This window comes from Pseudomonas sp. H1_D05 (genome assembly GCF_054682705.1).
Genome location: NZ_CP162825.1, coordinates 5297321 through 5316210, shown reverse-complemented (window position 1 = coordinate 5316210; position 18890 = coordinate 5297321). Strand labels below are relative to the sequence as shown.

Here is an 18890-nt window from a genome sequence, read left to right as displayed (position 1 = left end):
TTGAATCACGCGCGCGAGAACAGCAGCTTAAAACCTGCTGCGCCAAAGACCAACGCAAGGGTGCCTTCAATCCATCGGCGCGCCCTGCGATAACCCCGAATCATCGGTGCCGTGGAGAAAACGATCGCATAACCGCAGAAAATAGAAATGCTCAACACGGCACAGCCAGCCAGGATGATCATAACTGTTACAGGTGTCGCTTGTGGTCCCAGGCCGAGCGTCATCGTGGCGATCCAACCCAGTAATGCCTTTGGGTTGGTCAGGTGCATAAGCAAGCCCCGCCGGTAGAGGCCAAAACCCGAGATAGGCGGTGCTGCGCCCAGCGCTTTCTCAATTTTCTCGTCAGGTGTCAGGGCAGAACGTCCCGCTTTCAGGGCTAGGAACAGCAAGTATGCTCCGCCGACGATCTTGAGCACGAAGAGTGCCTCTGCGAACTGAAGCAGAATGGCCGAGACGCCTGTGGCGGCCATCGATCCCCAAAAAAAAGAACCACTGATCACTCCGGCTGCAAGCATCAGCGCAGGTTTTCTGCCTTGGTGCATGGCAACGCCCATGATCCGCATATTGCTGGGCCCCGGGCTTGCCGCTCCAACAATGTAGGCGGTAAAAACGAGTAGAAGGTGGTGGAAATCAAATGACATCAGTCGACCCTCGAGCTGCTTGTAATAGCTCGCAGCTTAAGTGTTCATAAGCTATTCGTCATTGGGTTCTTTAGCTGAATTTTCTGGCTTATTTGATTCTCATCTCGTGGGACTGGATCGCGCTCAATGGGATGTTTTCCATCGCCAACTTCCTGTAGTCCTACGCCGAGTTTGCCCCTGCCAATCCCGTCATCAGCGTGTGATTTTTCGAGATTTGGGCTGCTAGACCTTAGACTGGGGGCATCCTTTTCGAACCATCCAAAGCATGCCCTCAGATATGCCCCCAATGTAGCAATGCACTGGAGGTGGATGGATCTCCATGGTCCTTGAAAAGGCAGAAGTGATCGGATAAACAGCCCGCCATCCGGCCCCTAGAGACTCTCAGGGTCGCCAAAAAACATCTGAATCCGCGACCGCAACCACCGCTCACCCGGATCATTATCCTGCGATCCACGCCACGCCATATGCAGTTCAAACGTGCGCGTCGGCAACGGTGGATCTTCCGCCCGAACCCCACCAGCCGCCGTCAACGCGTCCGCCGTGTAATCCGGTACGGTCGCCACGATGTCGGTGCCCGCGAGCAACGTACTCAAACCATTGAACTGCGGCACCGCCAACACCACGTGGCGCTTGCGCCCCAGTTTCTCCAGCTCTTCATCAATAAAGCCACTGAGATCGCCAGCAAACGACACCAGCGCATGCGGACGCGCGCAATAGTCGTCCAGGCTCAACGGGCCCGGCACGGTATCGGCGCGCAGCAATTTTGGCGCGCTGCGGCGCAGGACCTTGCGCTTGGCGTTGGCCGGCAGGTCTGTGGTGTAGCTGACGCCAATGGATATCTCGCCGGAGGCCAGCAGGCCCGGCATCAATATGTAATTGACGCGACGGATCACCAGCACGATTCCCGGTGCTTCCGCGCGCAGGCGTTTGAGCAGCATTGGCAGCAGGGCGAATTCGACGTCGTCGGACAGGCCAATGCGAAATACCGAGGTGCTGGTCGCCGGGTCGAATTCGGCCGCACGGCTGACGGCGGTCGAAATCGAATCGAGGGCCGGCGAGAGCAGGGCGAAGATTTCCACCGCGCGGGCGGACGGTTCCATGCTGCGCCCGGTGCGTACAAATAGCGGGTCATCGAACAGGCTGCGCAGGCGCGAAAGGGCCGCACTGATTGCTGGCTGACCGAGAAAGAGCTTTTCTGCCGCCCGGGTCACACTGCGTTCGTGCATCAATGTTTCGAATACGATCAACAGGTTCAGGTCGACACGACGCAGGTCATTACGATTCATCTGGAGTCCTGGCAGAGTCATCAAGCTTGACGAGAGCGGCCATATGAGAACAATGGCCGGCATGAATCTTACGGGGAAAGGCTGGTACTCTGCACCGGAAAATTCAGCTTGAGTGAGACGTTGGCAGCAGTTTTTTCATGGATTTTGCCAATGCCGCCCCTGGTGCGGAATCAATGACAGGCATGTCGACTATTAATAGCCACTGATAGTCTTGGGTCAAAAGCCCAGATAGAGTTCAGGGCATTAGAGGTTACTTTGACGAGGTTTGCGATGTCCCGCACGATCCGTTTTCACAAGTTTGGTCCGGCCGAGGTGCTCAAATGCGAAGAGCATGCGGCCGCTCAGCCAGGTCCTGGCGAAGTGCAGGTGCGTGTCGAGGCGATCGGCATCAGCTGGTATGACACCCTTTGGCGTCAGAATCTGGCCTCGTCTCAGGCGCGACTGCCTGCGGGTCTTGGTCACGAGATGGCCGGTGTGATCACCGCTGTCGGCGATGGTGTCGATGATCTGGCAGTGGGTGACAAGGTCGCCAGCTTTCCGGCTGAGAGTGCGAACGACTACCCGGTCTACGGCGAATCGATCGTGCTGCCGCGTACTGCGCTGACCCGTTATCCGGATGTACTCAGCCCGATCGAGGCCAGCGTGCACTACACGCCGCTGCTGATCGCCTACTTTGCCTACGCCGATCTGGCGCGGGTCAAGCCGGGGCAGTTCGCGCTGGTCACTGACGCCAGCCATTGCGCCGGTCCTTCGTTTGTCCAGTTGGGCAAGGCGATGGGCGTACGGGTGATTGCCGCGACCAAGGAAGCCGAGGAGCGCGAGTACTTGCTGTCGCTGGGCGCTGAGAAGGTCATCGTCACCGAAGAGGAAGATCTGTTGATGCGAATCAACAAGATCACCGACAACCGTGGTGTCGACGTGGTGTTCGACGGTCTCGGCGGCCCGCAGATGTCGCTGTTGGGCGATGTGCTGGCGCCACGTGGCAGCCTGGTGTTGTACGGTTTGCAAGGCGGCAACCAGACGCCGTTCCCAGCCTGCGCAGCGTTCCAGAAGAACATCCAGTTCTTTGTGCACTGCATCGGCAACTTCACCGGCAAGCCGGAATTGGGCATCACTCAGGATCACGTCGCCTTGCAACGTGCCTTGCGTGACATCAACCAGTTGACCGCTGACCGCGTGCTGCTGCCGCTCAAGACGCGTGTATTTCCGTTCAACGAGTTCGTCGAAGCGCATCGTTACATGGACGAATGCCCATGCCGCGAACGGGTCGCTCTGCAGGTCGAACCGGCGTAAGCCCCTTTAATCAGAGTCCGTGGCCCCACGGACTCTTGTGCGTTTATCCTCCCCTGAAAACCGAGCTCCCTGGCGCTATGCCCGGGTCCGTTCAGCAACTGAACTGGTTTTTGCTCTCTATCTGTATCTTCTAATCACAATATAAGCCCTGATAATTGAATGATTACTTTCATCTCAAGGAATGAGCCATGTCTGTGCATTCAATTTGTCCTGTTCGATATAACGCGTCGAAAACCGTTGATCGCGGCAACTTTTGTTTAATTGTTGTAGGGCTATTCGGAAACTGCTTCTCTTTTTCTTGTGCTCACTTGGCGTGGGACCCTGTGGGAAATTTCCTAGGACTGCGCTCCGAAAAAAATATCCCAGCAATTACAGAGGTTTGAGACCGTTTTTGAGCGGCGGAAGGCGCTTTGTCAGTTCAAGTGTTTCAAATAACTTCAAACTTGTAAGTGTTAGCATCTGAGCGTCTATTACTTATTGATCAATTGTCGCTGGGCTGATGTGTCAGTCTGCGCGGCATGAAACTTTTATACCGGGTAAATACCGATGAGCACGATCCATGATCAGGCAATGAACTATGTCTACCAGCAAGTATTGCAACGTTTGCTGAGTTTCTTCTCGCGCGCAGAGCGCACGGCGCTGCAACTGCTGATCCAGCGACTGGCAGTGGCCGCCGGCGGCATGGAGAACATCGGTCATTTCAAGGTGCTGGTGAACCAGTCAGGGTCGCGCGACAGTTGTTACACGCTGGCGTTATTGCGGGCGGCGCAGTTGACCATCGCTGGCCGTTCACCCGCGACCTTTCAGTTGCGGGTGGCCAACCTGCGCTGGAACGGCAGCAGCCAGGTGTCCCTGCAAAACATGCATCGCAGCTACAGCGCACTGTTCCTGTATGACGATCCCCGGGTAGAGCTGGTGATGGTCGACCACCGCGAGGTATTGCCGTTTGATCACCAGCTACCCATAAGCGAAGCCGGTCGCGAGGCCAACCGTATCAACCTGCTGCTGATCGGGCATCGTCGAACCTGGAACGAACCGCTTGAGCTATGGGATGACGCCTATCTGGCAACTGCCGAGTTCTATGGTCAGGTGGCCCGCTGGAACAATGGCGTCGATGCCATGGTCGGCAGTGAGTCCCCGCGTCGACAGAGCCATTTCCTCGAAGGGCTGGGGCGTGCCGCGCAGAAGGCTGAGATTGCCGCGCCGCCGGGGAGTTCTTGCGGCTTTGAAATGCTGTTTACGCTGCTCGACGGGCTGGGCGGTGATTATTACCGTGAGTTTTATCCCGAAGAGGAGCGGGTGGCGTGGCGTCCGGAGGGTCAATTCGAGGCCTGTCGGCGTACCAGTTTTATCAGTATCAACGACATGATTGTCGGCAAGCTCGAAGAGCGCTGGCCTTTGTTGAGTGATTTTCTAGGGTTTCAGGTTGACGATCTGACGCTTTATCAAGGTGATGACGAACACGTAGAGCCTAAGGTGGCTGCACATTTACGAGGTTTGCAGGCGCAACTCATCGAGGAGCGGAACTATGAGGACGGCGTCGGTGATTACCTCAAACGCAGCCTGATAACGATGCGGCAAAAACAGGTCCCTGAACCGGTATGCGAACAGTTGCTGGCCAGCTTCGACAATTTGCAGGAGCCCGGGAATCTGCGCGCCCAGGCGGAAAGCTCTCTGCTGGCCAGTTTTGAACTGAATGAAATCCAGCTGACGTGCCTGTTGTTTTCACCGTTCATTAACGCGGGGGCCGGACTTGAGCGATTCTTGCGTAATTGTCACCCCGGCATGTTGGTGGCATTGCCGGATCTGCACCGGGCGATGCAGGGCCTGCATGCGCCGGAACAGGTGATGAAATGGATGACGGATGTCAGTGGGCTGCCGGTCAGGTTGATTGTGCGTTTGTATGCAATGGGGCCGGTTCGTATGTCTGCGCCGGGAGAATCGGCCGCGCAGAGTGTCGGTGCGGTTGAGGCGGCGGCCGAGCCGACCGCTGATCGATCGGCGGAAGGTTGATCGTGAGCCGCTTGCCTGGAGATGAACCCATGCCCACGGATACGGGGTTGTGAAGGGGTCGAGGGAGAATGACTTCGTTTATCAGGCGGTTTATCGATACCTGACGCTGCTGATAAATGAGGCGGGGAACGGTGGGGCGGTGCGCCTGCCCTCACTCCGGCAATTGTCTGACCGGCTCAATGTGTCGATCTCGACCGTCCAGTACGCCTACTCGCTGCTGGAAAAGGAAGGCCGCGTCTATTCAATTGCCAAGTCCGGGTACTACGCGCAAGCGCTGCACATGATGGATTCGCCGGATAGCGGCAGTGATTTGCTGGAAACCGTTTACGTCAATGCCAGGCGCCCGGGCATGTGCGTGCTGAGCGCCGATGAGCCAGCCTCGCTACAGCCACTGGACAGCCCGTTATTGATGTTGGAGCGGGAATTGCTGCGTCAGTACCCGCGTCAGCCACATGCGTTGGTGCAACCTTGTGGAGAGCTGGAGTTGCGCACGGTGCTGGCCGCCCGCTACACCTCATCCACGGCCAATTACTGGCGTGCGGATGACGTCTATATCGGCGCCGACCTGCGCGGTGTATTGGAAATTCTGATTTCCGTGCTTGAGTTGCGTCGGGCGACCGTGGTCGTCGAATCGCCCTGTGACTGGGTGATCCTGCGTCTGCTGGAGGCCGCCGAAGTACGGGTCATCGAGTTGCCGTTGCTCCCCGGTGGCATGATTGATCTTCAGCGGCTGGAGTCGGTGCTCAAGAGCGAGACGGTGCGTTTGATGCTTTTGTCGTCAGTGTTGAGCATGCCCCGGGGCAGTCTTCTACCGCTGAGCAACCAGCAGGCAGTCGCGCATTTGCTTGGACTTCATGGTACCTGGGTGCTGGAAAACGATTGTTACAGCGAACTCCATGAAGGCAATGACACGCAACGGATGCGCGACTGGCTGGACCCCGATCGTTTAGTGGTGTTTTCCACGTTCGAAAAGTTCGTCGGGGCCGAGGCGCCTTTCGGTTATGTGCTGTCGCGTCATTGGCGCAGTGAGTTGCAGCGGCATTTCCTGTTGCGCGCGTTTCGGTTGTCGCCGATTCGCCAGAAAGCCATTGCCAGGTTGTTGGGGGGCGGCCGACTGGATCAGCATTTATTGGTATTGCGGCGAATGCTCAAGGAGCGTCGTACGCAATTGATCGAATTGTTGCGCGAACGTCTTGGCGATGCGATGCAGGTTGTCGAACCCGAGGGTGGCGCGACCGTGTGGGTACATTCGCTGCGACCAGTGAACATGGCGCAGGTCTTCCAGCGATTGCTCAGACAGCAGATCGTTATTGCACCTGGCGAGCTATTCAGCCTGCAAAGCCTGCATGCGCACCATCTGCGGTTGAGCCCGCTGAGCAATGGTGACCATGACCTGGCCAGTGTGGTCGGGCTAATCGGTGACGCCTTGCGCCTTGCACCTGCTGACTAACGTTAAAAAACATCGGGAGAGTCCCGGATAGATCCCATCGCACTGCGGTCAAACTGCCAGTAAACTGCGCTCTATTCCTGAACCACTCTATTTCAGAGGTTTTGCATGACACTCAGTCCTTTTGCGGGCAAACCGGCACCGGCAGAATTGTTGGTCGATATCCCGCGACTGGTGACGGCTTACTACACTGGACAGCCCGACGCCTCGATTTCCACTCAGCGTGTGGCGTTCGGTACGTCCGGGCACCGGGGCAGCTCGTTCGACTTGAGTTTCAACGAGTGGCACGTTCTGGCGATCAGCCAGGCGATCTGTCTGTACCGCGAAGCCCAAGGGATCACCGGGCCGCTGTTTGTCGGCATCGACACCCACGCACTGTCGACTCCGGCCGGCGCCAGCGCGCTGGAAGTCCTGGCCGCCAACGGTGTGACCGTGATGATTGCCGAAGGTGATGAGTACACGCCGACACCCGCCATTTCCCACGCCATTCTGTGCTACAACCGTGGCCGTACTTCGGGCCTGGCGGACGGCATCGTCATCACGCCGTCGCACAACCCGCCACAAAGCGGTGGGTACAAGTACAACCCAACCAACGGCGGGCCGGCCGATACCCACATCACCAAGTGGATCGAAGCCAAAGCCAATGAGTTGCTGGCCAACAAGCTGGCCGGTGTGAAGCGCATCAGCTACGAACAGGCGCTCAAGGCCAGCACCACGCATCGTCATGACTACGTGAACACCTACGTCGCCGACCTGATCAACGTGATCGACTTCGACGCCATCCGTGACGCCAAGCTGCGTCTGGGCGTTGATCCGCTGGGTGGAGCAGGGGTGCGCTACTGGTCGGCGATTGCCGAGCATTACCGCCTCGATCTGCAAGTGGTGAACAAGGAAGTCGACGCGACGTTCCGTTTCATGACCGTCGACTGGGATGGCCAGATTCGCATGGACCCGTCGTCCAGCCACGCGATGCAAGGCCTGATCGGTCTCAAAGAACGTTTCGACGTGGCCTTCGCTTGCGACCCGGATCACGACCGCCACGGTATCGTCACGCCGTCCGGTGGACTGCTTGCGCCGAACAACTATCTGGCCGTTTCGATCGATTACCTGTTCCAGAACCGCCCGCAGTGGCGTGCGGATGCCGGCGTGGGTAAAACCGTGGTCAGCAGCGGTCTGATCGATCGCGTGGCCAAACGCTTGGGGCGTCGACTGTACGAAGTTCCGGTCGGTTTCAAATGGTTCGCCGACGGCCTGTTCGATGGCTCACTTGGCTTCGGTGGCGAAGAGAGCGCGGGCGCATCGTTCCTGCGCAAGGACGGTGGCGTGTGGAGCACCGACAAGGACGGTCTGATCCCTGCGTTGCTCGCCGCTGAAATGACCGCACGCACCGGTCGCGATCCGAGCCAGGCCTACAAGGCTTTGACCGATGAGCTGGGCGAGCCGTTCTCGGTACGTGTCGACGCCAAGGCCAATCCGGAGCAGAAAGCGTTGCTGAGCAAGTTGTCGCCTGCACAGGTCACCTCGACCGAACTGGCTGGCGAGAAGATCCAGAGCATTCTCAGCCATGCACCGGGCAACGATCAGGCGATTGGCGGTCTGAAAGTGATGACGGAAAACGGCTGGTTCGCCGCGCGTCCGTCGGGTACTGAAGACATCTACAAGATCTACGCCGAAAGCTTTATCGGTGACGACCACCTCAAGCAATTGGTCGTCGAAGCACAGGCGCTGGTGGATGGCGCAATCGCCGGCTGATAATGTTGGCGAGCGCATGAAAAAAGGGGCAACCGTGATGGTTGCCCCTTTTTTTGTCTGCCATTCAAGCCATCAGGCCAGATCCACCAGAACGATTTCGCTGTCCTCAAGGGCCGTAACGCTCAGGACTCGCTCCTGCGCTACCGCCACGCCGTCTCGAGCTTGTGCGCGCAAGCCGTTGACTTCAATCAGGCCAGTGGCCGGCACCAGATAGGCGCGACGGCCTTCATCCAGATGATATTCGGCAGTTTCGCCCGCCTTGAGGTTGGCTGCGACCAATCGCGCATCAGCGCGAATCCGCAGGCTCTGGTCATCGCCGTCCTTGCCGCTGGCCAAGGTGACAAAACCTTCGCGCTGGCCTTTCGGGAACGGTTTGGCTCCCCACGATGGGGGGCACCGGTTTCCGTTGGCAGGATCCAGATCTGGAAGATCTTGGTGTCCTTGGCTTCCAGGTTGTATTCGCTGTGAGCAATGCCGGTACCCGCGCTCATCACCTGCACGTCGCCAGCTTCGGTGCGGCCCTTGTTGCCCAGGTTGTCCTGGTGAGTGATCGCACCTTCACGGACATACGTGATGATTTCCATGTCGCGATGCGGATGCTGGGGAAAGCCAGTGCCGGCTGCGATCACGTCATCGTTCCACACCCGCAGGTTGCCCCAGCTCATGCGCTGCGGGTCGTAGTACTCGGCGAACGAAAAGTGGTGATGGGCATCCAGCCAGCCGTGATGGGCGCCGCCCAGCGAGCTGAAGGGTCTGAGTTCAAGCATGATCGTCTCCTCAAAAGGTTCGACGCGAGGTGTGAAGGGCGCACCCGACGCGAGACCGGTGGTTTATGACGGCCATCATCTATCAGTCAATAATCGATAAAAAGCGTAAAAAGTGCGGCGTTATAATCGAAGTACTCGATAGGAAATTAGCTGTGAAGCATCTCATCCAACCTTCAGTTCATCGCCTAAACCAATGACCTGAAAGCATTTCGCTAGAACTGAGCGGCAAATACAGACACCATAGCCGCAACAGCCTCACACACTGGAGCCCGTCAGCGTGGCGCAACACACCCCCGATCTTCCTCCCGAACTTCGCCCCTTGGCCGAGATGCCATGGTTCAAACGCCTGGCTGCACGCTTCTTCGGCCACGGTTTGACCCGACTGCGCGCGCAGCACCGTGCGTCGTGGTTGCACGGTCAGGCCGATGGTTTCCGCAGTGGCCACACCGCTGGCGTCGAATATGGCTTTAAGCAAGGCAAGCTTGAGGGGCTGGAAGAGGGCCGGCAGGTGCTGCTGATCCGTGACAGCCGCAACACCGAGCATCGCCCGCCCAGCGTCGACAATCATCTGTTCGATGATTGGCGCCTGCCGTTGACGGCCGAGTTGAAAAAACGCATGAAGGCCGATGTTGCCCGTTTGTTGCCTGAGCATGCTCAGCCAAGTACCGCGCAATGGAAGATGATTTTCAGCGAAACCCCGTCAACCTCGGTGGTTGCCGGCGCGGGCGCGGGTAAGTCCACCACGCTGGTTCTGCGTATTCTGTTGCTCAACCACTATCTGGGTTTTGAGCTGGATTCGATGACCGTAGTGACCTTCACCCGCGAGTCGCGCAAGGATTTCATCAACAAACTGATCGAGCTGTTCGCGCTCTGGGGGCAGGCGCTGAACCTGCGCCAGGCACGCGAACTGGTGCGCACCTTCCACTCGCGCATCCTGCCGATGGTGCGCAGCTTGCCGGGTTTCGAGCGCTTGCAGGCCTTTGAAAACCTCAGTCATCGAGTTCAGGGTGCTGAGGAGGAGGTCGACAGTAATCCGTTCGACCTGCGCATCAACGATGCGCAACGTCAGCAACTCAACGCCTGCTATCACCGCTTGTTCAACGAGGACGAGCGTTTTCGACATTTGATTCAGCCACTGTCGCGCGCCGGTTTGCAGCTCAAGGAGCTGGAGCGTGATCACCCGGATGTGCAGAAGCGCGTCGCGGTAACGGAGCTGGCATCGCGGCGCGACGAAGAGCTGTGCGACGCCATCGAAGATCTGTGGTTCCGTGCGGGTGCCTGGCCGATCAAGGGCATTGAGCCGAATCGGCAGAGTTTCGATATCAACGGCGCGAAATTTCATTGTCATGGTTATATTCCGAGCCTGGATGCGTGGGTGGTGCTCGGTTTCGATCCGCGGGAAAACCCGCAGGTCAGTCGGCCAAACGCCAAGCTCAGCGTGCGCGCAGAGTGGGCAGTCAAGCGCACCCTGTTTCAAGCTTTCTGTCGTAAGCCTTTGATCTGGCTTGATAGTTATGAGTCATCAAAACGTGTTCTGGCTACATTGGCAGGCGATGCCAGTGCCGGGCCGGGCTTCGATTACAAGGTCAAAGGTGAACTGGCTTCCGCGCCATTGCTCGACTGCTTTGTGGCGGCGGCAGGCTTCATCGAGAACCTCGGCCTGGATGTGCCTGACGCCGTCGGTCGCATGAGTTTCGCCAAGGACGACCCGGATCGTTTCTTCTTTGAGGCCTTGAGTCTGTTCTGGCGCGCCTTTGAAGATCATTTGCTCGATCAGAAACCGCCGATCATGACCTACAACCGCATGTTCGCGCTGTTCAGCGAACATTCACCGGAGAACCTCAAGCTGTTGAGCGACGAGTTACTCAGGCCGTTGTCGCACTTGATGATCGACGAATTTCAGGACGTTTCACCACAGATCGTCTCGTGGATTCGCGCAAGTCTGACGGAAATCCGCAGTCGTGGCCCGGCCATGCACGTCGGGCGGGGCGCGCAGCGTTCGTCGTTGCTGTGCGTCGGTGATGACTGGCAGTCGATTTACGGTTGGCGCGGCAGTTCGCCGAGTTATTTCATGGCGTTCGACAAGGAGTTCCCGTCGCCGAGCACTACGCGGGTAATGCTCAGTGATAACTACCGCAGTCACCAGCACATCATTGATGCCGCTGAACATATCGTTCGCGCGGCGCCGGCGATTCCGGGCAAAAAAGCCAAGGCCAGCGGCGCACCCAAGCCGTTGCAACCGGTCAACGTGCTGGAACGCGACGATCAGGCCTTGGGCCAGCGCCTTGCCGAACATTATCGTCAAGGTCATTCGATCTTGATGCTTTATCGAAAAAGCAGCGATAAGTTATTGATTGAACAGCATATTCAGTCTGTAGTTAATGTTGATTCGAGCTTGCCGTACGAAGCGCGACGCCTGAAGCAACTGACCTACCACAGCGCCAAAGGCTTGCAGGCTGACGCGGTGTTTCTGCTCGGCGATTGCCAGCATCTGACCAGTTCGCCCTACAAGAATCAGGTCTATCGCATGGCGGGCCTGGGCAAGTCGGGCGACAGCGAGCCCTACGACACGGCGCAAAAAGACGAAATCCTGCGCCTGGCGTATGTCGGCATCACGCGGGCGGTCAGCCATTGCTACTGGTATGTCGAACCGCAGGAAGCGCAAGCGGTGAACATGCCCCGGGCGTCTGACCGGGTGGCCAAGGGCAAGCCGTTCTTCATTGATCACCGCACCGCCAAGCAAACCGCGTGAGCACAAAAAAGCCCGCATCGCTGCGGGCTTTTCGTTTTAAATCATAAGCTTACGCGTAACTCCTGAGAGACTCCGGTGGAACGAACGCTTCAAGTTCGTCCTCCACAGCCTCGATGATTCGCTCGACATCCGCTGCATTCATCACCGTCGCGCACGGGATCCCGGCGATAGCGATCATGGTTTCGCCGCTGGCACGATCGAACAGTCGGGCGATCATACTGCCCGGTGCGTCCATCGTTGCCTCGAAACCCATCGGATGGAAATGCCAGCGCATCAACTGGCATGCGTTGGGAAACGTGACTTTGCTTGACCCTTTATTCATATGTTGCCCGCCTTCTTCATCGAGCGCTTCCGTTTGCTCATGTTAGGTGGGAAGAGCCTTCATTGGCTCAACCGGTGACTGACATTAAAAGTAGCATCCGCATGTGAAATTCCTGTGAGATTTTTCAGTTCATTTTGCGATTGCTTCGCATTTTTTGATGTAAGTCACGGCCTACGCAATCATCGCCAAAACGCCATTACGGATTAGTCATTGAAGCCTGTGGCGAACTTGGGCAAGCTCGGGTTTTTTGCGCCGAGCCTTTTATGCACGCCGACGACGACGGCCCTGAACAGACCCAAGCCACGGCTGCAACGGTCATGCGCTATCACCTGAGCTGGAAACACCGCGACCTCGACAGCGTCATGGCGCTGTATCATCCGGACATTCAGTACAACGATTTCTTCCAGAACCGCGTGCTCGGCCTCAACGAGTTACGTGAGTACGTGCGCGTCAGCATGCCGCGAGAATCCGACGAACTGCTTGAGCATTGCGACCGTATTCGCGTCGACGGCAACACCGCTTTCATTCAATACGAAGTGACCTTGCGCGGCGGCGACGGCCTGGTGTCGTTTCGCTCCAGCGAGGCGCTCACGGTCAGGGACGGGCTGATCTGGCGCGTCAACGAATACGCTTCGCTGGTGCGCACGCAAACGGCGGGCAAGGCCTCGTCAAGTCAGCGCCCGGCAGTCAGTCGCCTGGGCTTGTCGCCGCGTCAGTTGAGTTTTATGGCCGAAGACCTGCAGCAGTATTTCGAAAAGCAACAGCCGTATCTTGATCCCGAACTCGATTTGCAGCGGGTGGCGAAGGAGTGCGGGTACAGCCGCAATCAGATTTCCTATCTGCTCAACCAGGTGCTTGGGCAAAGCTTCTATCGCTACGTCAATCAGGCGCGCCTGCAACATCTGCTGCGCTCGCTCGATAACGCCACGCCGCCGGTGCGCATCGATGAACTGGCTTTCGCTGCGGGTTTCAATTCGTTATCGGCGTTCTACAGCTGTTTCCGCCAGCACACCGGCCAGTCGCCGAAGGCTTACGCCAAACAAATTTCTTTGCGGGCACGCGCGCAAGACATCCACTGAGTACAGCCACTAGGATCGACGCCATCGAAGAATTTCAGTGGCGGAGTCTTGCATGCCGGCGTGGCGCACTATCAGTTTGTGGATGGACCAACTCGATGAGCCGCTGACCGCACGGCCCGAGCTTGAGCGAGATCTGGACGTCGACGTGGCGATCATCGGCGCCGGTTACACCGGGCTGTGGACCGCGTACTACCTGAAGAAGCTTGCGCCGGGGCTCGACATCGCGATTGTCGAAGCACAGACCGCCGGTTTCGGCGCTTCCGGTCGCAATGGCGGCTGGTTGATGGGCAACCTGCTTGGCGAGGATCGTCTGCTGGCCGGGTTGTCGCCAGAGCAGCGCCGCGCGTCGTTCGATCTGCTGCACAGTATTCCCGATGAAGTCGAGATCGTCCTCGAACGCGAAGGTATCAACTGCGATTACCGCAAGGGCGGCGTGCTGTACTGCGCCGCGCGTTATCCGGAACAAGAAGCCTCTCTGCGCGAGTACTTGGGCAAACTGCACGCCCAAGGCCTGACCGATGACGATTATCGTTGGCTCAGCCCCGAGCAACTGGCGCAGCAGATCCGCGTCGCCAAGCCTTATGGCGGGATTTACGCGCCGCACGTGGCGACCATCCACCCGGCGAAACTGGTGCGCGGCCTGGCGCGCACCGTGCAGAACATGGGCGTGAAGATCTACGAAAACAGTCCGGTCACTCACTGGCAGTCTGGCAGCTTGCGCACCGCCAAGGCCAGTGTGCGCAGCCGCTGGATCGTGCCGGCCGTCGAAGGGTATTCAGTGACCTTGCCACCACTGGGCCGCTATCAATTGCCGGTGCAGAGCCTGATTGTCGCCACCGAGCCGTTGTCTGCCGCGACCTGGGATGAAATCGGCCTCAGCCGTGGTCAGGCGTTCAGCGAATTCAGTCGTCAGGTCACTTACGGCCAGCGCAGTGCCGACAATCGGCTGATCTTCGGCGCCCGTGGCGGTTACCAGTTCGCTGGCAAGCTGCGCCATAACTTTGATCTGACTCGTGATGAAGTCGAGTTGCGCCGTTATCTGTTCGGCGAACTGTTCCCGCAGCTGAAAAACGTGCAGATCACCCACGCCTGGGGCGGCAACCTCGGGATGTCCCGGCACTTCAAACCGCACATGCTTTGCGATCGTGCCAACGGCATCGCGTTGTCCGGCGGATATGGCGGGGAGGGCGTCGGCGCGAGCAATCTCGGCGGCCGCACCCTGGCGGACTTGATTCTTGAGCGCGACACCGAACTGGTTCGCCAGCCGTGGGTGCTGCCGGACGGCGGCATTCATGCGCTGCGCGCGTGGGAGCCGGAGCCATGCCGCTGGTTGGGCTACAACGCGATCATCAAAAGTTTCGTCCACGAAGACCAGACCCTGGCCAACCCGGCGACCGCGCCATGGCGGCGCAAACTCGCCAGCCAGGTGGCGGGTTTCATGGAAGGCTTCATGCATTGAACGTCGATTTACTTCAAGAAAGCCCAAAAGACAGGTCAGACCATGAGCATTACCCAGTTTAAAAACACCGCAACCCTGCAACTGGATGAGTCCAATCCGGTGGCCGTGCCCCTCGGCGAACCGGTGGCGATTGCTTCGACCACCAGCGTCGAGCGCGATGACGACGTCGAAACCGGCGTCTGGGAATGCACGCCCGGGCGCTGGCGTCGGCAGATCACCGCGCAGGAGTTCTGCCATTTCATTTCCGGGCGCTGCACGTTCACCCCCGACGGTGGCGGCGAAACCCTGCACATACAAGGTGGCGACGCACTGATGTTGCCGGCCAACACGCTCGGTATCTGGGATATCCAGGAAACCGTGCGCAAGAGCTACGTGCTGATTTTCTGATTGTTTGATCCTTTGATTGCCTGCCAACAAAAAAGAAAACCCACACAGGAATCGATCCATGATCCGCAAGACCCTCGCTCTGGCACCGCTGATGCTCGCCGTTTCCCTTGCTCAGGCAGCGGAAACGGTCAAGGTTTACAACTGGTCCGACTACATCGCGCCGGACACCACCAAGAACTTCGAGAAAGAGACGGGCGTTGGGGTCACCTATGACGTCTACGACAGCAACGAAACCCTCGACGGCAAGTTGATGACCGGCAAATCCGGTTACGACGTGGTGTTTCCGTCCAACCACTTCATGGCCCGGCAGATTCAGGGCGGGGCGCTGAAGAAACTCGACAAGAGTCAGCTGCCGAACTGGAAGAACCTCAATCCGGTGCTGCTCAAAGCGCTACAGACCAACGACCCAGGCAACGAACACGGCTTTCCTTATCTGTGGGGCAGCACCGGCATCGGCTACAACATCGCCAAGGTCAAAGCCGTACTCGGCGACAACGCGCCGGTGGATTCCTGGGATCTGATCTTCAAGCCCGAGTACATGGAAAAACTGCAGAAGTGCGGTGTGGCGATCCTCGACAACGGCCCGGAATTACTGCCGGCGGCGCTGAACTACCTGGGCCTGCCACACCACAGCAAAAATCCCGAGGACTATAAAAAAGCCGAAGCGCTACTGATGAAAGTCCGGCCATACGTCAGCTATTTCCACTCCTCGAAATACACCAGCGACTTGGCCAACGGCGACATCTGCGTGGCGGTCGGTTTCTCCGGCGACATCCTGCAGGCCGAGAACCGCGCCAAGGAAGCCAAGAATGGTGTCGACATCGGCTACAACATTCCCAAGGAAGGCGCAGCCATCTGGTTCGACATGGTCGCCATGCCGGCCGATGCGCCGGACGAGAAGGCCGGTTACGCCTTCATGAACTACCTGCTGCGCCCGGATGTGATGGCTGGCATCAGCAACTACGTGCATTACGCCAATGGTAACGAGCAGGCGGACAGCCTGATCGACCCGGCGATCAAGAACGACACCAAGGTTTACCCGAGCCCGGAGATGATGGGCAAACTGTTTGCGCTGGAGGCGATGCCGTTGAACATTGACCGGATCCGCACGCGGGTGTGGAACAAGATCCGGACTGGTAGCTAATCACCCAGGCATACATAAATCCCTGTGGGAGCGAGCCTGCTCCGGGCGGCGTTCCGACGAAGGCGATCTGTCATTCAACATCAATGTTGTCTGACTCGACGCCTTCGTCGGAACGCCGCCCGGAACAGGCTCGCTTCCACAATGTCTTTCAGCGTTTAAAGGGTTGATATCAATACACTGGCATCGCACTAATAAAGTGCAGGAAAGTGAGACGCGGCTAACAAAAAACAACTTACCCATATTTAATATTTAAATAGAAAATCGTCAGACAATTAGGCAAAAGCTTCGCAACTAAAACATTCTTTCGACCTCGCACGCTTTGTTTACGGCAGTTTCCGGAAACAGCTCGATTTGATCTCAAAAAAATCCTTTACGGCAGATTTCAAATTGTGTCAGGTTTCTTACGCCTTCATTGGGCGAGTGATAGGACGATCTCGCCAGAGAGAGTCCTATCGGACAAAAACTGTTCCATTGCTAAACAAGGAAGTGTGTTTATGTCGAAAGTTAAAACGAATGCTATTGATACCGCCGAACAGGCTTTCCAGCTGTCAGCCTTCAGCTCGGCGTACAACCAGATCAATAGCTTCAGCCATCAGTACGACCGCGGTGGCAACCTCACGGTCAATGGCAAACCCTCCTTTTCCGTCGACCAGGCCGCAACCCAGTTGCTGCGCGACGGCGCTGCCTACCAGGACAAGGATGGCAGCGGCAAGATCGAACTCACCTATACGTTCCTGACCTCGGCATCGTCCAGCACGATGAACAAGCACGGGATCACTGGGTTCAGTCAGTTCAGTGCACAACAACAGGCCCAGGCCAAGCTCGCCATGCAATCGTGGGCTGACGTGGCCAACGTGACCTTCACCGAGAAAGCCTCGGGCGGTGACGGCCACATGACCTTCGGTAACTACAGCGGTGGTCAGGATGGCGCTGCAGCGTTCGCCTATCTGCCAGGCACCGGCGCCGGTTATGACGGCACCTCGTGGTACCTGATCAACAGTGGCTACACGCAGAACAAGAATCCGGATCTGAACAACTACGGTCGTCAGACCCTGACTCACGAAATCGGCCATAGCCTGGGCCTCGCTCACCCTGGTGACTACAACGCCGGGAATGGCAACCCGACCTACAACGACGCGTCCTACGGCCAAGACACTCGCGGCTATAGCGTCATGAGCTACTGGAGCGAAAGCAACACCAGTCAGAACTTCAGCAAGGGCGGTGTCGAAGCGTATTCGTCCGGCCCGCTGATGGACGATATCGCTGCTATCCAGAAGCTTTACGGTGCCAACACCACCACCCGTACCGGTGACACCACCTACGGCTTCAACTCCAACACTGGCCGTGATTTCCTCAGCGCTTCGTCGTCGAGTGACAAAGTGGTGTTCTCAGTGTGGGACGCGGGCGGCAAGGATACTCTGGACTTCTCGGGCTTCACCCAGAACCAGAAGATCAACCTCAATGATGCCTCGTTCTCCGACGTTGGCGGCATGGTGGGCAACGTATCCATCGCCAAAGGCGCGATCATCGAGAACGCTATCGGTGGTTCTGGCAACGATCTGCTGATCGGCAACAGCGTGGCCAACGAACTCAAGGGCGGTGCCGGCAACGACATCCTCTGGGGTGGCGGTGGTGCTGACAAACTGTGGGGTGGCGCCGGTTCCGACACCTTTGTGTTCGCGGCCAGCTCGGACTCCAAGCCAGGTGCAATCGATCAGATCCTCGATTTCGTCAGCGGTCTGGACAAAATCGATCTGACCGGTATCACCAACGGTGCCGGCCTGCACTTCGTCAGTAGCTTCACCGGTTCTGCCGGTGACGCCATCCTGACTTCGTCGGGCGGCAACAGCCTGCTGTCGGTGGACTTCTCCGGGCACGGCGTGGCGGACTTCCAGGTCAGCACCGTTGGCCAGGCAGTCACCAGCGACATCGTGGCGTGATGTAGAAGTGGAAAGCGGCGTGTGATACGCCGCTTTCTCCACTTGCATCGTGTTGCTCGGTAAGCAAGGCTACACGCCGGAGCGAATATTCCTATGATCTGTAAAGCTTTTACCTACAAGGCAATGGCGTGGCTCTCGGCGGCGCTGATCATGATTTCAGGAGAAACCAGCATGGCAAGCAGCCTCAGACTTGAAGAACCTTCAGTATTTGCCGGGCAGTGGCAAGCGACGTTGTCCACCCGAGGTGAGGACCCACAAGCGCAACAGCAGCAGGACAAACCTTCCAATACCTGCGCCCTGGTATTGAATGTAAACAAGACCTTGGGAGAGGGCGCCGATTGCCTCGGTGCATGGCTTGAGCAAACATCGATCGGCTGGTTTCCCGACCCTGACGGCCTGTCCATCACCGGCAAGGAAGGCTCAAGAATCCAGTTCTTCAGCCGACAACGTGACGGGCTTTATCTGACCACTTTGAAGTCGGGCCTGGTGATTACACTTGAGCGCGCAGCGCAATAGTAATGATGATCCAGTTTTCGACAAGGTTTTAATATAAAGCGCCACAAGCTGGTTATAAGAAACGCCGAACGACAACTGCACCGCTGTTATTT

14 protein-coding genes and 1 pseudogene are annotated in these 18890 nt (G+C 57.8%); 11 read left to right on the top strand and 4 right to left on the bottom strand.

Going from position 1 to position 18890, the window contains the following annotated elements; translation table 11 throughout:
- Positions 1–5: 5 nt before the first annotated feature.
- Positions 6–641, bottom strand: coding sequence for a LysE family translocator (locus tag AB4O11_RS23950; RefSeq protein ID WP_027616449.1), 636 nt, complete (start codon positions 639–641; stop codon positions 6–8).
- Positions 642–1012: 371 nt separating this feature from the next.
- Positions 1013–1927 (bottom strand): LysR family transcriptional regulator, encoded by a 915-nt coding sequence (locus tag AB4O11_RS23945; protein WP_311995651.1) that lies wholly within the window; start codon positions 1925–1927, stop codon positions 1013–1015.
- Between the two features lie 270 nt (positions 1928–2197).
- Between AB4O11_RS23945 and AB4O11_RS23940 the strand changes: the two genes are divergently transcribed.
- The 4 genes from AB4O11_RS23940 (at position 2198) to pgm (ending at position 8432) form a co-directional block, all read left to right on the top strand.
- On the top strand, positions 2198–3220 hold the full coding sequence (locus AB4O11_RS23940; RefSeq protein WP_016983050.1) for a zinc-dependent alcohol dehydrogenase family protein: 1023 nt from the start codon (positions 2198–2200) through the stop codon (positions 3218–3220).
- 546 nt (positions 3221–3766) lie between these two features.
- A complete protein-coding gene (locus AB4O11_RS23935; protein ID WP_460128899.1) occupies positions 3767–5233 on the top strand; it encodes a hypothetical protein in 1467 nt (488 codons plus the stop codon).
- Between the two features lie 49 nt (positions 5234–5282).
- Positions 5283–6683 (top strand): aminotransferase-like domain-containing protein, encoded by a 1401-nt coding sequence (locus tag AB4O11_RS23930; protein ID WP_460128897.1) that lies wholly within the window; start codon positions 5283–5285, stop codon positions 6681–6683.
- A gap of 105 nt (positions 6684–6788) precedes the next feature.
- Entirely contained in the window at positions 6789–8432 is a 1644-nt protein-coding gene (pgm, locus tag AB4O11_RS23925) for a phosphoglucomutase (alpha-D-glucose-1,6-bisphosphate-dependent) (RefSeq protein ID WP_095126062.1), read from the top strand.
- Positions 8433–8504: 72 nt separating this feature from the next.
- On the opposite strand, the pseudogene AB4O11_RS23920 reads toward pgm, so the two are convergent.
- Positions 8505–9199: pseudogene (locus AB4O11_RS23920) on the bottom strand (pirin family protein).
- 277 nt (positions 9200–9476) lie between these two features.
- On the opposite strand from AB4O11_RS23920, the gene AB4O11_RS23915 reads away from it, so the two are divergent.
- Positions 9477–11951: a UvrD-helicase domain-containing protein gene (locus AB4O11_RS23915; protein ID WP_460128894.1), complete on the top strand. Its 2475-nt coding sequence runs from the start codon at positions 9477–9479 to the stop codon at positions 11949–11951.
- A 49-nt stretch (positions 11952–12000) separates the two neighbouring features.
- Here the strand turns inward: AB4O11_RS23915 and AB4O11_RS23910 are convergent, their stop codons facing one another.
- Positions 12001–12273 (bottom strand): DUF1652 domain-containing protein, encoded by a 273-nt coding sequence (locus AB4O11_RS23910; protein WP_038367758.1) that lies wholly within the window; start codon positions 12271–12273, stop codon positions 12001–12003.
- A gap of 263 nt (positions 12274–12536) precedes the next feature.
- On the opposite strand from AB4O11_RS23910, the gene AB4O11_RS23905 reads away from it, so the two are divergent.
- From AB4O11_RS23905 to AB4O11_RS23880, 6 genes are all read left to right on the top strand, one after another.
- Entirely contained in the window at positions 12537–13352 is an 816-nt protein-coding gene (locus AB4O11_RS23905) for a helix-turn-helix domain-containing protein (RefSeq protein ID WP_093431311.1), read from the top strand.
- A 52-nt stretch (positions 13353–13404) separates the two neighbouring features.
- A complete protein-coding gene (locus AB4O11_RS23900) occupies positions 13405–14811 on the top strand; it encodes an NAD(P)/FAD-dependent oxidoreductase (protein WP_460128892.1) in 1407 nt (468 codons plus the stop codon).
- Between the two features lie 42 nt (positions 14812–14853).
- Complete coding sequence (locus AB4O11_RS23895; RefSeq protein ID WP_257355199.1) at positions 14854–15198, top strand: cupin domain-containing protein; 345 nt, start codon at positions 14854–14856, stop codon at positions 15196–15198.
- 58 nt (positions 15199–15256) lie between these two features.
- Positions 15257–16342 carry a polyamine ABC transporter substrate-binding protein gene (locus AB4O11_RS23890; protein ID WP_257355198.1) on the top strand — a complete coding sequence of 362 codons (1086 nt, stop codon included), beginning with the start codon at positions 15257–15259 and terminating at the stop codon, positions 16340–16342.
- 494 nt (positions 16343–16836) lie between these two features.
- Positions 16837–18282, top strand: a complete 1446-nt coding sequence (locus AB4O11_RS23885; RefSeq protein ID WP_186621607.1) for a serralysin family metalloprotease — start codon at positions 16837–16839, stop codon at positions 18280–18282.
- A 93-nt stretch (positions 18283–18375) separates the two neighbouring features.
- The gene (locus AB4O11_RS23880) at positions 18376–18798 is read left to right on the top strand and encodes an AprI/Inh family metalloprotease inhibitor (RefSeq protein ID WP_460128889.1); all 423 of its coding nucleotides are present in this window, start codon (positions 18376–18378) and stop codon (positions 18796–18798) included.
- The last annotated feature ends 92 nt before the right edge of the window (positions 18799–18890 follow it).